At 42.9% G+C, this 16,909-nt stretch carries 15 protein-coding genes and 4 pseudogenes; 12 read left to right on the forward strand and 7 right to left on the reverse strand.

The window, feature by feature from the left end; all coding sequences use genetic code 11:
* From AB3Y94_RS12335 to AB3Y94_RS12345, 3 genes and pseudogenes are all read left to right on the forward strand, one after another.
* Positions 1 to 213 (forward strand): annotated as a pseudogene (locus AB3Y94_RS12335) (plasmid replication initiation protein); the annotation flags it as partial.
* 252 nt (positions 214 to 465) lie between these two features.
* The gene (locus AB3Y94_RS12340) at positions 466 to 747 is read left to right on the forward strand and encodes a type II toxin-antitoxin system RelB/DinJ family antitoxin (RefSeq protein ID WP_003646131.1); all 282 of its coding nucleotides are present in this window, start codon (positions 466 to 468) and stop codon (positions 745 to 747) included.
* Positions 737 to 1,243, forward strand: coding sequence for a hypothetical protein (locus AB3Y94_RS12345; protein WP_024748204.1), 507 nt, complete (start codon positions 737 to 739; stop codon positions 1,241 to 1,243). Before AB3Y94_RS12340 ends, AB3Y94_RS12345 begins: the two co-directional genes overlap by 11 nt.
* On the opposite strand, the gene AB3Y94_RS12350 is transcribed toward AB3Y94_RS12345, so the two are convergent.
* Both AB3Y94_RS12350 and AB3Y94_RS12355 read right to left on the reverse strand, forming a co-directional pair.
* On the reverse strand, positions 1,233 to 1,511 hold the full coding sequence (locus tag AB3Y94_RS12350; RefSeq protein ID WP_003646133.1) for a hypothetical protein: 279 nt from the start codon (positions 1,509 to 1,511) through the stop codon (positions 1,233 to 1,235). The two genes, AB3Y94_RS12345 and AB3Y94_RS12350, sit on opposite strands and share 11 nt — an antisense overlap.
* Before the next feature lie 22 nt (positions 1,512 to 1,533).
* Positions 1,534 to 1,761: a hypothetical protein gene (locus AB3Y94_RS12355; RefSeq protein WP_003555660.1), complete on the reverse strand. Its 228-nt coding sequence runs from the start codon at positions 1,759 to 1,761 to the stop codon at positions 1,534 to 1,536.
* Between the two features lie 251 nt (positions 1,762 to 2,012).
* On the opposite strand from AB3Y94_RS12355, the gene mobQ reads away from it, so the two are divergent.
* Complete coding sequence (mobQ, locus tag AB3Y94_RS12360; RefSeq protein WP_367296530.1) at positions 2,013 to 4,073, forward strand: MobQ family relaxase; 2,061 nt, start codon at positions 2,013 to 2,015, stop codon at positions 4,071 to 4,073.
* Between the two features lie 12 nt (positions 4,074 to 4,085).
* Positions 4,086 to 4,310 (forward strand): annotated as a pseudogene (locus AB3Y94_RS12365) (LtrC-like protein); the annotation flags it as partial.
* 155 nt (positions 4,311 to 4,465) lie between these two features.
* On the opposite strand, the gene AB3Y94_RS12370 reads toward AB3Y94_RS12365, so the two are convergent.
* Complete coding sequence (locus AB3Y94_RS12370; protein WP_107504371.1) at positions 4,466 to 4,555, reverse strand: putative holin-like toxin; 90 nt, start codon at positions 4,553 to 4,555, stop codon at positions 4,466 to 4,468.
* A gap of 466 nt (positions 4,556 to 5,021) precedes the next feature.
* On the opposite strand from AB3Y94_RS12370, the gene AB3Y94_RS12375 reads away from it, so the two are divergent.
* Together AB3Y94_RS12375 and AB3Y94_RS12380 are read left to right on the forward strand one after the other, a co-directional pair.
* Positions 5,022 to 6,401 (forward strand): FAD-dependent oxidoreductase, encoded by a 1,380-nt coding sequence (locus AB3Y94_RS12375; protein ID WP_070446795.1) that lies wholly within the window; start codon positions 5,022 to 5,024, stop codon positions 6,399 to 6,401.
* Between the two features lie 11 nt (positions 6,402 to 6,412).
* On the forward strand, positions 6,413 to 6,607 hold the full coding sequence (locus AB3Y94_RS12380) for a transposase (protein WP_114684423.1): 195 nt from the start codon (positions 6,413 to 6,415) through the stop codon (positions 6,605 to 6,607).
* A 303-nt stretch (positions 6,608 to 6,910) separates the two neighbouring features.
* On the opposite strand, the gene AB3Y94_RS12385 is transcribed toward AB3Y94_RS12380, so the two are convergent.
* Both AB3Y94_RS12385 and AB3Y94_RS12390 read right to left on the reverse strand, forming a co-directional pair.
* Entirely contained in the window at positions 6,911 to 7,036 is a 126-nt protein-coding gene (locus AB3Y94_RS12385; RefSeq protein WP_225364003.1) for an LPXTG cell wall anchor domain-containing protein, read from the reverse strand.
* 153 nt (positions 7,037 to 7,189) lie between these two features.
* Positions 7,190 to 7,543, reverse strand: a complete 354-nt coding sequence (locus AB3Y94_RS12390; RefSeq protein WP_367296531.1) for a Cna B-type domain-containing protein — start codon at positions 7,541 to 7,543, stop codon at positions 7,190 to 7,192.
* Between the two features lie 19 nt (positions 7,544 to 7,562).
* On the opposite strand from AB3Y94_RS12390, the pseudogene AB3Y94_RS12395 reads away from it, so the two are divergent.
* Positions 7,563 to 8,090: pseudogene (locus AB3Y94_RS12395) on the forward strand (family 1 glycosylhydrolase); the annotation flags it as partial.
* Positions 8,091 to 8,103: 13 nt separating this feature from the next.
* A pseudogene (locus AB3Y94_RS12400) lies at positions 8,104 to 9,942 on the forward strand (alpha-galactosidase); the annotation flags it as partial.
* 99 nt (positions 9,943 to 10,041) lie between these two features.
* Here the strand turns inward: AB3Y94_RS12400 and AB3Y94_RS12405 are convergent.
* Both AB3Y94_RS12405 and AB3Y94_RS12410 read right to left on the reverse strand, forming a co-directional pair.
* Positions 10,042 to 11,001 carry a beta-galactosidase small subunit gene (locus AB3Y94_RS12405; protein WP_367296532.1) on the reverse strand — a complete coding sequence of 320 codons (960 nt, stop codon included), beginning with the start codon at positions 10,999 to 11,001 and terminating at the stop codon, positions 10,042 to 10,044.
* Positions 10,985 to 12,865, reverse strand: a complete 1,881-nt coding sequence (locus AB3Y94_RS12410) for a glycoside hydrolase family 2 TIM barrel-domain containing protein (RefSeq protein WP_215660427.1) — start codon at positions 12,863 to 12,865, stop codon at positions 10,985 to 10,987. The genes AB3Y94_RS12405 and AB3Y94_RS12410 overlap by 17 nt, the downstream gene beginning before the upstream one ends.
* A 285-nt stretch (positions 12,866 to 13,150) precedes the next feature.
* Between AB3Y94_RS12410 and AB3Y94_RS12415 the strand changes: the two genes are divergently transcribed.
* From AB3Y94_RS12415 to AB3Y94_RS12425, 3 genes are all read left to right on the forward strand, one after another.
* A complete protein-coding gene (locus AB3Y94_RS12415) occupies positions 13,151 to 14,314 on the forward strand; it encodes a galactokinase (RefSeq protein ID WP_060463217.1) in 1,164 nt (387 codons plus the stop codon).
* 64 nt (positions 14,315 to 14,378) lie between these two features.
* A complete protein-coding gene (gene galE / locus AB3Y94_RS12420; RefSeq protein WP_367296533.1) occupies positions 14,379 to 15,383 on the forward strand; it encodes a UDP-glucose 4-epimerase GalE in 1,005 nt (334 codons plus the stop codon).
* A complete protein-coding gene (locus tag AB3Y94_RS12425; RefSeq protein WP_215660430.1) occupies positions 15,383 to 16,846 on the forward strand; it encodes a UDP-glucose--hexose-1-phosphate uridylyltransferase in 1,464 nt (487 codons plus the stop codon). Before galE ends, AB3Y94_RS12425 begins: the two co-directional genes overlap by 1 nt.
* The last annotated feature ends 63 nt before the right edge of the window (positions 16,847 to 16,909 follow it).

Genomic DNA, 16,909 nt, shown 5'->3' on the forward strand with positions numbered 1-16,909 from the left:
CTTAAATTTTTAATGACTAAAGCCTTGAGACGTTACTTTAACGCCCTAAGAAGCAATGAGAAGCACATCAAGAACGTGGAAAACTACCTGTACGGCACCATGCAAAATCTATTTGGTGTTTGGTGGAATAAACAAGCGGCTAGAGAATACGCGGCCAAACACCCCGAAGAAGAAAAGCCGGCCGACAACGACAACAGTGGGTTGTACTACTAGTCCTAAAAGGCTGCAAAATCCTTTCTAAACGGTTTTGAGACTTACTCACCTCCCTTTATGCTTAAGCTAGATTTAACTGGCTTAAACAGAAGAACAGGGGCTTTTAAATAAGTGTCAGAGCTAACTAGCTCAAAAGTTCAGCCTTTAGATCAATGCCAACCTCAAGTGGTCTGAGGCCAGGGTTTTATCCGTTGATCAGATACTCAAAAGGTAGTATAATGGTAGTAGTAAAAGAAAGGAGATGAGACAATCATGGCAGTTAAGGAAAAGAAACGGGTCCAAGTCAAGATTGATAAAGATTTGGCCGATGATACCGAAGCAGTTTTAAGCGAATTGGGCTTAAATCCAACCACGGCCATTAACATGTTTTACAAGCGGATTGTTGCTAATGGTGCTTTACCTTTTAATGTGTCTTTAAGCGAAGAAGAAAGAGCTAATTTACGCTTTTTAAAGGCGACCGAAGGGACACCAGTCACCGAGTTCAAAGACGCTAAAGAGGTCGCTGATTGGCTCAACGATCCAGATGAGGACTAATGACTTAGTCAGCCTATACGTTAGTTTTGTAGAAACTAACGGTGGCAAGTCTCGACCAGTTTTAATTCGTCGGGTATCAGAACAGAAGGTCGAGGCTTTTAAAATTACTAGTCAGTATGAAAAGAAGTCGGCTTATATCAAGCAACAATATTATCCGATTCAAGATTGGCAATCCGCTGGGTTGAAGAAACCTTCCTGGGTCGATCTTGGTAATATTTATCGCTTTCCCAAAGCCGGTTTAAACTTTAAAGAAATCGGTCATTTAAGTAAGCTAGATCAAAATAAAATTTCAGATTTTACGCTTGACCTAAAATCAAAAAGAAGAGGTAAGGGTCAAAAGATAATTCAACAGCGATCAAGTAAAAGGAAGCACAAAGAAAGTAAAGCAGAGCTTACACAAAGAATTCAAAAACAGTTAAAAGACTTTGCTAAACACAATCCAGAAATTAAGCCAAAAAACAATCCTGAAAATAAAAACGATCGGCCTAGTTATTAGGTTGATCGTTTTTTAATTTATCCGGTTTATGGGCGTTGACATAGTCAGCGAATGTTTTTAAAAGTTCTTCGGTTTGTTCGACCGAGAGGTTATTAGCTTGAAAGTACTTTTCTAATAAAGCCCCTTTTTGAATTAATCGGCGAGAACGGGCTTTGCGGGCTTGCCGATTTTCATAGTATTTAGATTGCCGTAATTTAAAATCTTCCCGCTCAATTTTTTGTTTTAAACGCGCTTGCTGCTCGACTAGTTTTTCATATTGATTAGACATGGAATTTCCCCATCTCGTATGGCTAATGATCTACGGACTTTACCTTTAAAAATTCAGAAAATTGCTTGGCTAAAAGCTTAATCTGATCGTTAGACAAATTAGCATAATCTAAATTGGCTTGACTGATGATTTGTTTACCTAGCCGTTGTTCAATCTTATTTTTTTCGTCCTTAATTTTTTGATTAAGGGCTTTTAATTTAGCTTCTTGTTTTTCTAAGTTACTTTGAGACATAACGATCCCTCCAATCATATTAGAAATAATCACCGAAACTATATCATGTAGGCAACGTTAAGTCAAAGGATAAAATTTGAAATAGCGAAGCGGAAGGCATACACTAAATTAAAGTTAAGAGAATCAGAAGACCGAGTGAAACGAGGTCAATGCGCACTTACACATAGAATAAATTCTATGTTGTGCTAACCCCCAAAATCCTGTATTAGAAGTCGCCGATGGCGACAACAAAGTCAAGCCCATATAATCAAAGTAAAGAGGTGACTAACATGGCAATATTTCATATTAGTTTTAGTAATATTAGTGCTGGAAAAGGACGCAGTGCGATTGCCAGTTCGGCTTATCGAAGTGGTGAAAAATTATTTGATGATAAAGAAGGTCGCCGATATTTCTATGCCCGATCGGTAATTCCAGAAAGCTTTATTTTAACCCCCAAAAATGCACCAGAATGGGCCAGTGATCGAGAAAAATTATGGAATGAAGTTGAAAAGAACGATCGTAAATCAAACTCACGGTATGCAAAAGAATTTAACGTAGCTTTACCGGTAGAATTAAGTGAATCCGAACAGAAAGAATTACTGACAAAATATGTGCAAGAAAATTTTGTCGATCAAGGTATGGTAGCTGACGTAGCAATTCATCGCGATCACCCAGACAATCCGCATGCACATGTGATGTTAACCAATCGCCCATTTAACCCCGATGGTAGTTGGGGATTAAAAGCAAAGACGCAGTACATTAAAGATGAAAATGGCAAGCAACTTTTAACCAAAAGCGGGTTTCCAAAACAAAGAAAAATTTGGTTGGTTGATTGGGATAAAAAGGAAAAAATTAATGAGTGGCGGCATAATTGGGCAACAAGTGTTAATCAGTCTTTAGCACAAAAAAATATTCCGGATCGGATTAGTGAAAAATCATTTGTCGATCAAGGGATTCAAGAGACACCTACCCAACACGAAGGCATTAACAGCCAAAGAAAAAATCGAAAAGCATTTAATCAACAAGTTAGAGCGCAAAGAAATGCTCAAGCTAAATATCATAATCTTGACGAAAAGATAAGAAATCATGAACATTTTGACGCGTTAACTGACGAGCTATCGTTCTCTGAAAAACACACAATTAGTCATCTAAGTCAGCAATTGAAAGCCTATGTCGATTTAGAACATTTAGATGATAAACAGCGCATGATGTTTAATTGGAAAAACAGCTTATTAATCAAACATGCCATTGGTGAAGATGTAACTAAACAACTGCTGACTATTGACCAGCAAACGACATCACTAGCACAAGCTAACCAGTTGTTAAATAAAGTGGTGGAACGAGCAACGAAAAAGCTTTATCCGGAACTTAATTTTGAACAGACAACCGCAGCTGAACGACGGGAACTGATTAAAGAAACTAATAGTGAACAAACGATTTTCAAAGGCAGTGAATTAAACGAACGTTTAATGAATATTCGAAACGACTTATTAACCCAGCAATTATTGACGTTTACCAAGCGGCCATATACCAGCTGGCAGTTAGTTAATCAGCAGGCCCAAACAATTGAGAAACAATTAACCACGGTACTAGTCAAACATGGTCACCAGTTAGACGATTTGAAGCATACTGATCGGGGCATACTAGCCGCTTATCAACCAAGCGAACTCGAATTCATTTCTAAAGCGGTCAAAGATTTACGGGTCATTCGGGAAGTTAAAGCCGTGGTGCAAACCCAATACAACAGCATTCTAACGACTGCTTTTCCGGACAGTGACCTGGATAAGCTAGAGACGATTGATAAGGAGCAAATCTATACCGCCGTGGTTTACTATGATCCAGAATTAAAGCCATTAAGCGCAAATGATCTTAGTCAATTACAACAGCAGCCGCCCGTCGTCTTTACTAGTCAGCAACACCAAGCCGGTTTGAATTACCTGTCAGGAAAAATTGAATTAAAAGATATTCAGGATCATCGACTGCAACGGGTCTTAAAACACGATGGCACCCGGCAACTGTTTATCGGCGAATGTGGCCAAGATCCTAAGCTTAATCAAAAACAAATTGAAATGGTACAAACCCGTTTGAAACAACAGGCAACGCGGTTTGATCAATATAAGCAAGCTCAAGTTAAAGACTATCAGGCTATTAATTACCACCCAACCAGCCCGAAAAATTACCTGATGAATATTTTGGACGAAGCCTTAATGACCATTTTATATGCGAAAAATACGGACTATCTAAGAAAGCAACAACTACGTGGGCTAAAGGAGACCGAGTGGGAAATGACGAAAAAGCAGCGGCAACACCAAACCCGTAATCGGCATGAAGATGGGGGTATGCACTTGTAATTTAAATGTAAAATAAAAAAGCTATCAGCCCGAGCGCTTAATCAGTCATATCAAAGCTTGCAACAACAAGTTCAGCAAGCAAGGAACCCACAACAAAAATCAGAACTAAAAAATAAACTAAATGATATACACCATGAAATCAGTAATCGAACACAAAAACAGCTGCAAGCATTTACTGAAGAAAATTCATCAATCAAACAACCCAAATCCGAATTTGATCAAAGATTAAAGCGTTAGCCAGTTTTTAAAGGTCATGCTATAATATAAACAGAAAAAGGAAGTCCCGCCGAAAACAGGACTTCCCGTGCAAGCCGCTTCAAAGGCGGTGGCAAGTTGTTCAAACGATAATTTTGTCGTCCTGCAACCTACCAAAGTTGAGCAGGGCGGCTTTTTTATTTGTTCCTTTTGTCGATATAGCTGAGTAGCGCGATTAAAAACGTGCCAAACAGCAACATCAACGAGAGTGTCTGGAAGACGCTCATTGACTGTGAAACCTTACTGAAGATTATTCCATGTTCCCATGGGCCTCACCTCACAAGGGAAAAGACAGCCACCGCCCTTAAAACTTCTTGCTCAATCCATTATACAGGGAAATTAAAAATCAACCAAGAGCAATAAAACCGCTCTTGACAGCAAAGGAAAGCTACAACACTAGCAAGGTCAGCAAGCAAGGCTAATAATACTGCTGCAATGGGAAATAACAAGCGTCCAGTAGGGCGGTCCAAGAGCGGGCGCAAACCCTACCAGACAGTACGATTATAAAAGTAAAGAAGGTCATAAAATCAGCTACTAGAGGGAAAACTGTGGTAAAAGACAAATAAGATGGTGAAATGATGACTATAAAGTCAAGTCAGATAAATAGGTAGATGAGCATATAAATTGCTTTTGACGCTTTACTTACTTATAATAAGTTCAATAACAAATGACTAGTAAAAGGCGGGTAAAACAATGGATAAATTTAAAAATATTATTATTGGATTTGGTAAGGCGGGTAAGACATTAGCTAAGTACTTGGCGCAGCATGATGAGACCGTGCTTCTGATCGAACGGTCAAAACAAATGTATGGAGGGACCTGCATCAATGTTGGCTGCCTACCATCTAAAAATTTAATTTTAAATGGTCAACGTGGCTTAGACTTTACTACGGCAGTTAATAAGCGTGGTGAGATGACTAGACAGTTGCGAGACAAAAACTATCACATGGTGGCTGATGAGCCACTAGCAACAATTTGGGATGGGTCAGCACGTTTTATCGACAATTATGTTTTGGCAGTCGTAATGAGTGATGGAACAACTAAGAAGGTGAGAGGTGAACGCATCTTCATTAATACTGGAGCGGTTCCAAATTGGCCATCAATCCCAGGGTTAGAATTCGGTCAGCGGATTTTTACGTCTAAAGAAGCTATGGAATTGGAGAAACAACCGAAACGACTAGCAATTATTGGTGGCGGTTATATTGGCCTTGAATTTGCTGGAATGTTTAATTCCTTTGGTACGCATGTAACGATTTTCGACCAACATACCAGATTGTTAGAGCGCGAAGATCCTGATATTGCGACCGAGGTCGTAGCAGATCTGACTGACGCAGGGATCGAGATTAAACCGGAGACTCAACTAACTCAAGTAAAAGATAATGGTGAGAAGGTTACATTATATTATCAACAAGGTGATCAAAGTAACACTGCGGAATTTGATGCGGTATTAGTTGCAGTCGGTCGGCGGCCTAATATAAGTAGTTTAGGACTAGAAAATACTGATATTGCTTTAACCAATCGCGGTGCTATTCAGGTCGATGATCATTTAAGAACTACAGTACAAAACATTTGGGCTTTAGGTGACGTTAATGGCGGTCCTATGTTCACTTATGTCTCATTGGATGATTTTCGTATTATTGTAGATCAATTGTTTGATAAGGGGGATCGCTCAACGGCCGATCGAATGGTGATACCGACTGCTTCGTTCCTAAATCCACCACTGGCTAACGTCGGCTTAAATGAACGTCAAGCTAAGAGTGCAGGTTATGATTTACAAACCTTCAAGCTATCAGTCAAGGCGATTCCAAAGGCCCGTGTCTTGGAGGATCAACGCGGGCTTTATAAGGTAATCGTTGATCAAAAAACACACCTTATTTTAGGGGCAACATTGTATGCCGCTGAGGCTCATGAAACCATCAATCTAATTGCATTGGCAATGAAGGCCAAATTACCTTACGAAAGATTACGCGACATGATCTATACTCATCCAACAATGTCTGAAGCCTTGAATGATCTTTTTAAGACCCCGGTTGTGAAAAGCCAACGCCCTAGAAACACAAAGCCGACTAGTTAATCGAGGAAACAATCAAGAAATCACCGTTAAAATTATTACGCAATGTGATTAACAATGCCCTTAATCTAAAGGACCGGGTTTACCAGATCTTTGAGCATTGTGATCTACCTTTACACAATAACCACGATGAGCAACAGATCAACTCTACCACGCTGGTGCGAAAGAATAAGTCTGTTCACAAAACCAACGGCAGGCGCAAAGGCTAATACGATCTGGTTTGGTATTGTACAAATGGAAAAATTAAATAAACTGGACGTCTTTAAGTATTTTTAACCATTACTAACGGTTTACACGCAACGTAACACGCCAGATATTGAGGCTTATTTACCGGGGGCTCCAGAAATTCAGGCCACGTGTCGTGCTTAATAGAGAAACCAAAGCGGGCGACTAACGCAGAAAACTGCGTTGGTCGCCCGCTATTTTTGTTTGAACCCAGGGATCTGAGATACCATCAATGGTTAAGATTTAACCCGGTTCGTTGTGGAGTGCTTACGATCATTCAATCATGATCAAATAGTAAATCTACTTATAACTACTAAACCTAAGCTTAGCAATAATGTCACTAGTCCAATTAACATCATACCCATTGATGATCCATCACCTGTTTGAGGTAATCTACTTGTTTTATCGTACATTTTACCTTGAGTGAAATCCTTTGGTGTTACCTTATTCCCATTATTAGGAACTTGAGGTTCCTTAGGCGTTGTCGGGTTATTAGGAACCTGGGGCTTCTTAGGCGTTGTCGGATTATGGGTATTAGTAATATTGTAACCATCAACAGTACTGGTTTACCCCGCAACTGCATCTTCCGTAACTGTGTAGGTAATCTTCTGACCATTAGCATAAGCAGCTAAGTTGTCGAAACTGTACTGCCAGTTATCACTGGCACTAACTTTCTTGCTTGCAACTTGTTGACCATTGGCCAATAAGTTTACCGTGATTGAACTTGGACGGATTCCATCTTGATTGTTGTTATCCCTCCAAGTCTTCGTCCCTGAAACTGAGGTTTTCTCAATCTTATCGATAATTTTAATAACGGCCCCTTTTGAATCAAAATTTGTAGAAGTTACGATTACCGTATCTGCTAATTGATATCCCTTAGGTGCACTGACCTCTTTCAATTGGTAACTATCACGTAACAACCCATAGATAGTGCAAGGTGGTCGTGGCTTATCGATTGCGGATGCGTTACCAGGTGGCAAAGACCGATTTAAAATCGTTAGTCAATCAGATTTTGACTGGACGATCGATACAGATAAGTACACCTATCCAAACCATGAAGGTATTGATTTCTATCATCATTACAAAGAAGATATTGCACTGTTTGCCGAAATGGGTTTCAAGTGTTACCGTTTCTCAATTGCATGGTCACGAATTTTTCCAAATGGTGATGAAACGCAACCTAACGAAGCCGGATTAAAGTTTTATGATGATGTGATTGACGAATGCTTGGCCAATAATATTGAATCAGTGATTACAATCTCACATTATGAATTGCCATTGAACTTGGCCAAACGGTATGGTGGCTGGAAGAACCGGTATTTGATTGAATTCTACGAAACTTTCGCGCGGACCATCTTAACGCGTTATGCTTCAAAGGTTAAGTACTGGATGACCTTCAACGAAATCAACAGTGCGGCACATTTTCCGGTGATGGGCCAAGGATTAGTGCCATCGACGGGTGCTAATGTCAAAAAGAAGCTTGCCACAAACTTATGTCGAAGATGAGGATGAAGCCCAAACTTTGATTGTGACGTTGCGAGATGCCACATTAGGCGTGACACTCGAATTAGCCTACACGATTTATCGGGATCGGCCAGTTATCACGCGTAGCGCCCGGTTGATTAATCACAGTGAGCAAGCTGTCGACTTAGAAAAAGTGGCTTCGATGCAGATGGACCTGCCAACCCAACCATTAGATGCCATTTCGTTACCTGGAAGCTATGCGCGTGAGCGCCAGCTTAGTCGTGAACGGCTCCATCGAGGTGTAACTCAGTTTGAAAGTCGCCGGGGTGCTAGTTCTCATCATATGAATCCTTTTGTGGCGCTAGCTGATCCGAATACTAATGAATTTCAAGGCAATGTCCTTGGTGCATTGCTAATTTATTCAGGTAACCACCAGGTTAGTTTAGAACGGGACCCAATTGGTCAGACGCGCTTGACTATGGGAATCAATGAATATAACTTCGACTGGCGATTGGCGGCCGGTGATAGTTTCCAAACGCCCGAGGTTGCAATGGTATACTCGACGACGGGGCTTAATGGTATGTCGCAAACCTACCATGATTTATTGCGTGATCGCGTGGCGCGCAGTCGTTACAAGCACGATCTCCGGCCGATCTTGATCAACAATTGGGAAGCTACTTACTTTGACTTTGATGCGGACAAGATTCAATCAATCTTGGATGCTGCAGCACCATTGGGTATCGAAATGTTTGTGCTGGATGACGGTTGGTTCGGTCATCGAAATGATGATAATAGTTCGCTAGGTGACTGGTTTGTTAATCGGAACAAGTTACCAGAGGGCTTAGCGGATATTAGTAAACGGACCCATGATAAAGGGATGCGGTTCGGACTTTGGTTCGAGCCAGAAAATATTTCAGCCGATTCCGAACTTTATCGGGCCCATCCTGACTGGGTGTTAGGCGTACCAGATCGTGGCCGAACGTTATCGCGGAACGAATACGTGCTTGATTTCAGCCAACCGGATGTTGTCGACAATATTTTTGAACAAATGACCGCAGTTCTTGATAAGGTGCCCATTGATTATATCAAGTGGGATATGAACCGCAATTTAACGGAAGTCTATTCGCCACATAGCGGTTCAGCTCATGAAGGTGAGACTAGCCACCGCTTTATCTTAGGTGTATATGACTTGATGGAGCGTTTAACGAAACGCTATCCACAGATTTTATTTGAAGGCTGCTCTGGCGGTGGTGGCCGCTTCGATGCTGGTTTAATGTATTATATGCCACAGAGTTGGCCATCTGATAATAATGACCCGATTGAACGGCTCAAAATTCAATATGGGACTTCACTCGTTTATCCAATTTCTGCAATTACCGCCCATGTTGGGACGAGCCCGGATGAATTGTTAGGACGGTCGACGTCGATGAAGATGCGTGGTGCTGTGGCAATGAGTGGTACCTTGGACTATGAACTGGACGCGGCCCAACTAAGTGATGCGGACAAGCAGACCGTTATAAGACAGGTTGCCTTCTATAAGCAGCACCGTGAGTTAGTTCAATACGGGACCTTTTATCGATTAGAGAGCCCGTTTGAATCTAATACGGTGGCGTGGATGTTTGTTAGTCCGGATCAGAAAGAAGCTTTGCTGTTCACCTTCGTTATTTTAGGTGCAGTTCAACCAGAACCGCATATTACGAAGTTAGCGGGATTAGACCCTCAGCAGACCTACGTTGAGACCGACACAAACAAAATGTACGGTGGCGATGAATTGATGCAACTAGGACTCTACACGACTCCCGTTCAAACTAGTGACTTTACGGCGCAGGTACATTACTTCAAGGCTAAGGACTAAGCTCAGCCATTAAACATATTAAAACTTAATCATCGTTAATCTAAAAGAACGCTCTGGCAAATAACCTGCCGGAGCGTTCTTTTAAAATCAAATTAATTTTTAGAAATGAATGTTAAAGCTGAAGTCAATGTCTTGATCAGCGGGGATATGATATGGGGCTTCTACGTCCGTTCCCCAACTATCAATGCCACCGACCCCACGAACGGCACCGTAGATTGATAAGACCGTTCGCCGTGCTAATGGTAATTCTTCCATGTGTGTCGCGTTTTCTAGTTCAGCAGCGGTATAGGGAAGGCAGCTGAAGGCGAATGGTGCATCGGCTTGGCTAAATGTCAAACTGAATGGTGTGTTGTCGTGGTCAGCGTTATTTTGTGTTGTTGATCGCGTTACTGTCACTTGTTCAGTTTGCATGTGCATGCCGCATTCTTGTGGGACCAAGTATGGTGTGACTGGCAGAATGTCAACGTGGAATTGTCCGTGTGTTGCGCCAGCCAGCCGGTCAGGATAAGTCTCACCGGACAAACCGGTATAGTCGAAGCCGGTCGCGGTAGTTGGCATGATAAACCGCAGACCAAATGCGGGTAGCTCTGGCAAATCAGACTGACCGCTATAATGGGTGGCGATATTGATCTGACCGTCTGCTGTCACCGTATAAGTCACTGTGACGATGGTACTAGGAACGGTCGTGGTAACGAAGTGGTAAGCCAGAGAGACTTTCGTGGCGATTTCGTGGTCCGTGTATTTGTTATTGAGTGGCGCGATTGGTAACGGTGTGACTGGTTGGTCGTCAACCGTCAATTCGATATCTTGACAAGTTGAGAACTTATCGGCCGCATACCACTGTGCGGATTTGACTGAAAAGCCGCTACCGTGATCATTATCGGTTGTCGCCCGCCAAAAGATGGGCGTGGGTGTACGATAGAGCCACTCTTTATCATTGACGACGAGTGATTCAAGTCCGCCACGTTCGTAGCTAAAGAGGTAGTGGAAATTAGCCCCCTGTAGTCCTAAACTCCCGTCGCCGTAAATAACGTGTAGTTGATTATTTGTGTAAGCCATAATAATATTTCACCTCTTGCATTGCTGGTTTTGGTGTCCGGTCGGCAAACATTAAGCCGTCACCGGAGAATTCATAATCGGAGTGGCGTTCGTCGAAATCACCGCCATACCGGAGCACGTCTTGGTCGGTGATTGGGTCATGAACGAAGAGTGCTTGATCAATAAAGTCCCAAATAAAGCCACCTTGATACATTGGATACTTGTCGATCAAATCATTATATGATTGCATACCGCCCAGAGAATTCCCCATGTCATGCATATATTCACAATCTAGGAAAGGTTTGGTTGGGTTATCTTCCAAGTAAGCTACAATATTTTGGGGCTTTTCGTACATCCGACTTTCAACATCAGAAATGCGATCTTTTAATTCTGGTGTGTAGACAACGCCTTCGTAGTGGACGAGTCGTGAATCATCGTGTTCTTTATAAAAAGCCTGCATCGCCGCGATATCTTCGCCAGCATACGATTCATTGCCAAGTGACCAAAAAATGATCGATGGGTGGTTTTTAAACCATTCGTAGTTTGAACGGGCCCGGTCGATCACCGCTGCTAACCAGTGTGGATTATCGCCAGGAACATTGTAAGAAGGCTCGATAGCCCCCATCTTTTGCCATGACCCGTGCGATTCGAGGTTGTTTTCGGCCATTAGGTAGATACCGGCCTCGTCACATAATTGATACCAAGGTAATTGATCAGGATAATGGCAGGTCCGATCGGCATTGATATTGTTAGCTAACATGGTTTGGATATCAGCGCGCATATCAGCCATACTGATAACGCGACCGGTGTGGGCGTTCCATTCGTGCCGGTTAACCCCGTTGATCACCAACCGTTTATTGTTGACGTAAATGACTTTGTCATCGCGCAGCTCGACCGTCCGGAACCCAAACTGATATGGGACGACTTCCAAGAGTTGGTGATCAGCATCGTAAACTTCAATTGTCAATTGATAGAGATACGGCGTTTGTGGTGACCACAAGTGCAGTTGGTCGAATAACATAGTATCAAAGGTTACACTGCCACTACCGGTTTGCGTTTGACTCGTCAGTACTCGCCCGTCATGGTCTTTAACGGTCAGCGCTAAAGTGGCTGGTTCGCCGGTTACTTTAGTAGTGATGTTGAGCTCACCACTTTTGAGATTGGCATTTGGAACTGGTCGGATGTCCAAATCAGTAATATGGCTAGCAGGCTCCGCCAGTATATTGACGTCACGGAAAATACCAGAGAAACGGAACATATCTTGGTCTTCAATAAAGGCAGCAGTACTGCGCTTGTAGACCCGAACCGCTAAAACGTTACCTTGGTCCTGAATATACGGCGTCAAATCAAATTCTGAAGGGGTGAAACTATCTTCAGCGTAGCCAATAAAATGGCCATTTAACCAGACGTACAGGGCTTCTTCTGCCCCTTGGAACTGAATGATAATACGTTGCCCTTTAAAAGCATCGTCGAGATCGAAGGTTTTGAGGTACGAGCCGACGGTGTTGTCCGCAGCGTCGCTGAATAGGCCTGGTGTTAATTGATCTTGATTGAGGGTATACGGTGGGCGACGGTAAATTTTACCTTCCCATGGGTATAGCGTGTTAATGTATTGAATTTGACCATAGCCGGCTAGTTCAATATGACCGGGAACTTGAATCGTATCAAAGTCGGTTGCATCGAAATCGGGTTGATAAAAATCAACTGGGCGTTCAGCCGGTGTCTTGGCGAAGTTAAAACGCCAAGCGCCATTGAGACTCTTGATGAAGCGACTACCCGTTTTGAATTCTGCTGTGTCGTGATAATAATGGTGATCACTATGTGCAGGTAATTGGTTGACCCGGAAGACTTCTGGGTCATCTAACCATTGAAGATTAGCTTGCATGAGGAAGCTCCTTTCAAAGTTACATAAATAAAAAACGCTTACAATTATCATAAAACAAAATATTAAATTTATATATGTCATTTTAGTTAAATTTTAACTAAATGACAACGACTACTGGCAACGACAACGGGCGATAAGAAGAATTTGAATCGATAACGTGATAAATTTGTAAAGCGTTACCAAATCTTGTTCTAAAGGTCTTGTGGGGTGTTGACAACAATCAAAAAAATCATTATAGTCAAACCTAATAAAATTTTAGTAAAACTATTTACGGAGGGATTTTTCATGAATACTAGCGACTTAAAACAGGAGTTTACCAAAGCCTTTGATACCAAGCCAGAACGGGTCTTTTTCTCACCTGGTCGAATCAACTTGATCGGTGAACATACTGATTATAACGGGGGCCATGTTTTCCCATGTGCGATTACAATCGGGACATATGGTGTTTATGCACCCCGGACAGATACGACAGTGCGGATGTACTCAGCTAATATTCCAGATGCTGGGATCGTCACGTTTGATGTCAACGACCTTTCATATGACAAAGCCGCTGGTTGGACAAATTATCCTAAGGGAATGATGGACGAAATCGCGAAGACCGGCGTTAAATTCGATCATGGTTTTGATTTCTACGTCCATGGCAACATGCCTGATGGTGCTGGATTATCATCATCTGCGTCAATTGAGTTATTAACTGGAATCATGTTAAACACCGGTTTTAATCTCGGTATTAGCCAATTAGATCTTGTTAAAATTGGTCAAAAGTGCGAAAACAACTATGTTGGTGTTAACTCCGGGATCATGGATCAATTTGCTGTTGGAATGGGTAAAAAGGACCAAGCAATTTTACTTGATACCAACACCATGGACTATTCTTATGCACCCGTAAAGTTAGGTAACAACGTAATCGTTATCATGAATACGAACAAACGGCGCGAATTGGCGGATTCAAAATATAATGAACGCCGCTCCGAATGTGAAGAAGCATTACGCCGATTACAAACTAAGTTAGACATCAAATCACTTGGCGATTTAACTAACGACCAGTTTGACGAAGCGGCCTACTTAATCAATGATGAAACCTTAATCAAACGTGCCCGGCATGCCGTTTTCGAAAATCAACGGGCCATTCGCGCAACTAAGGCCTTGGCTGACGATGATTTAACGACCTTTGGTGAATTAGTGACGGCTTCCCACGTTTCACTACACTTTGACTATGAAGTGACTGGGAAAGAATTGGATACGTTGGCCGAAACAGCTTGGAAACAACCAGGCGTGCTTGGTGCGCGGATGACTGGTGCTGGCTTTGGTGGCTGTGGTATTGCCATCGTTGATAAGGACCAAGTTGATGCCTTTAAGGAAAACGTCGGTAAAGTTTATCGCGACACGATTGGTTACGACGCTGATTTCTACATTGCTGAAATCGCAGACGGCCCTAAGGAACTTTAATAAAAGAATTGATTTAAAATACAAATTAGCAGTAAGCATTGAGAAATATTGAGGAGGAATTAGAATGGCAGTTTTAGTTTTAGGTGGTGCCGGCTACATTGGTTCACACGCAGTTGATCGGTTGGTTGCAAAGGGGTATGACGTGGCGGTTGTTGATAACTTGGTCACGGGGCACCGGGCAGCAGTCAATGAAAACGCGCGTTTTTATGAAGGTGATGTCCGGGATACGGCGTTCATGAATACCGTGTTTGACCAAGAAAACGTTGAAGGTGTCATTCATTTTGCAGCTTTCTCAGTTGTTCCTGAATCGATGAAGGATCCGCTCAAGTACTTTGATAACAACACGGCAGGGATGGTTAAGTTGCTCGAAGTGATGGCTAAGCACGATGTGAAGAAAATCGTCTTCTCATCGACCGCAGCAACTTATGGTGAACCTAAGCAGGTGCCAATCAAGGAATCGGACCCACAAGTGCCAACTAACCCATACGGCGAAAGTAAATTAGCGATGGAAAAGATCATGCACTGGTCAGATGTGGCTTACGGGATTAAGTTCGTGGCCTTACGTTACTTTAACGTGGCGGGGGCTAAGCCTGACGGCAGCATCGGCGAAGATCACGCACCAGAAACGCATCTCGTCCCAATTATTTTACAAGTAGCTGCTGGTGAACGGGATCAATTACAAATCTTCGGTGACGACTATCCAACTCCAGACGGAACCAATGTTCGGGACTATGTTCACGTTGTCGATTTAGCTGATGCACATATCTTAGCCTTGGAATACCTAAAGCAGGGGCACGATAGCGATGCGTTTAACTTGGGTTCTTCAACGGGCTTCTCCAACAAACAAATGTTGGACGCTGCTCGTGAAGTCACTGGTAAGCCAATTTCAGCAGTCATGGCACCACGCCGCGCTGGTGATCCAAGCACATTGGTTGCAGCTAGCGACAAGGCACGTACCGTTTTAGGTTGGACACCTAAGTATGATGATGTGAAAGAAATTATCAAGACGGCTTGGACTTGGAAAGAAAGTCATCCGGCCGGCTATGATGATCGGGGAGGCCAAGCATAATGACGAGTTTGGATCAATTTGTCACGGCGGTGATCGCGTCGCCTTCGCAATATACTGAATTAGATCGAATCTATGTGCATAACCGGGTTCTTGGTTTGGTCGGTGAGGGTGATCCGATTGCGGCAAGCGATGACCAATCAACAAGTTTAACCGATGCCTTGGTTAAAACGGCGATTCAAAATGGCAAGATAGAAGCGACTCAATCGGATGAAGATATCTTAGCGGATCAATTGATGGATCTTGTGACCCCGTTACCATCCGTATTAAACCAACGTTTTTGGGATAAGTATCAGGTTAGTCCGCAAACGGCAACCGACTATTTCTTTAACTTAAGCAAAGCTAATGATTATATCAAGACGCGGGCCATTGCGAAAAACGTGGTCTTTCCAGCAAAAACGCCATTTGGTGACTTAGAGATTACCATCAACTTATCAAAGCCTGAAAAGGATCCTAAAGCGATTGCGGCAGCGCGTAACCAACGGCAAGATGGCTATCCACTTTGCCAACTATGTATGCAGAATGAAGGCTATCTAGGCCGGCTCGGTTACCCAGCACGGAGCAATCACCGAATTATTCGGTTAACACTTGGCGGCAATACTTGGGGTTTCCAATATTCTCCATATGCTTACTTTAATGAACACTCGATTTTCTTGGATCAAGAGCACCGGCCAATGGTCATTAACCGGCAAACTTTTACCAACTTACTTGAAATTGTTCAGCAATTTCCACATTACTTTGTGGGCAGTAATGCGGACTTGCCAATTGTTGGTGGTTCAATGCTGTCACACGAGCATTACCAAGGTGGTCGGCACGAATTTCCAATGATGAAAGCGCCAATTGCACGCACGATTGACTTAGGTATCGCGGGTGTTAAGACTGGGATTGTTAAATGGCCAATGTCGACGATTCGGCTGACGAGTCAGGACTTGGTTGCATTAACGGATGCCGCTGTGAAGATTCATGAGACGTGGAAGAATTATTCGGACGAGAGTGTGGATGTTCGTGCTTATACGGATGGCACACGTCATCACACAACGACACCGATTGCGCGCAAAGTTGGTGATGACTACGTATTAGATATCGTTTTGCGTGATAATCAGACATCTGCTGAATTTCCAGATGGCATCTTTCATCCACATCAGGATGTTCAACATATCAAAAAGGAAAATATTGGCTTGATTGAAGTGATGGGCCGGGCCATTTTACCAGCCCGGTTGAAGACCGAATTAGCTGAAGTCGGCAAATACTTGTTGGATCAGCCTAATCAAATGGTCGCGATGCATCAAGCATGGGCTGATCAATTGAAGGCCACTAATACCATCACCGCTGACAATGTGACGACTGTCATTGATACGGCGGTCGGCAACGTCTTTGCCCGGGTTCTGGCCGATGCTGGGGTCTTTAAGTGGGATGACGCTGGTGAGGCAGCCTTTGATCGTTTTGTCGCAGCAATGCACGATTAAGTTGTTAATCAAATGAAGACGTGGGGCAACGGGGTGTTGTAGACGCGATTTACCGATGAGTCA

The organism is Levilactobacillus yonginensis (assembly GCF_964065165.1).
Classification (GTDB): domain Bacteria; phylum Bacillota; class Bacilli; order Lactobacillales; family Lactobacillaceae; genus Levilactobacillus; species Levilactobacillus yonginensis_A.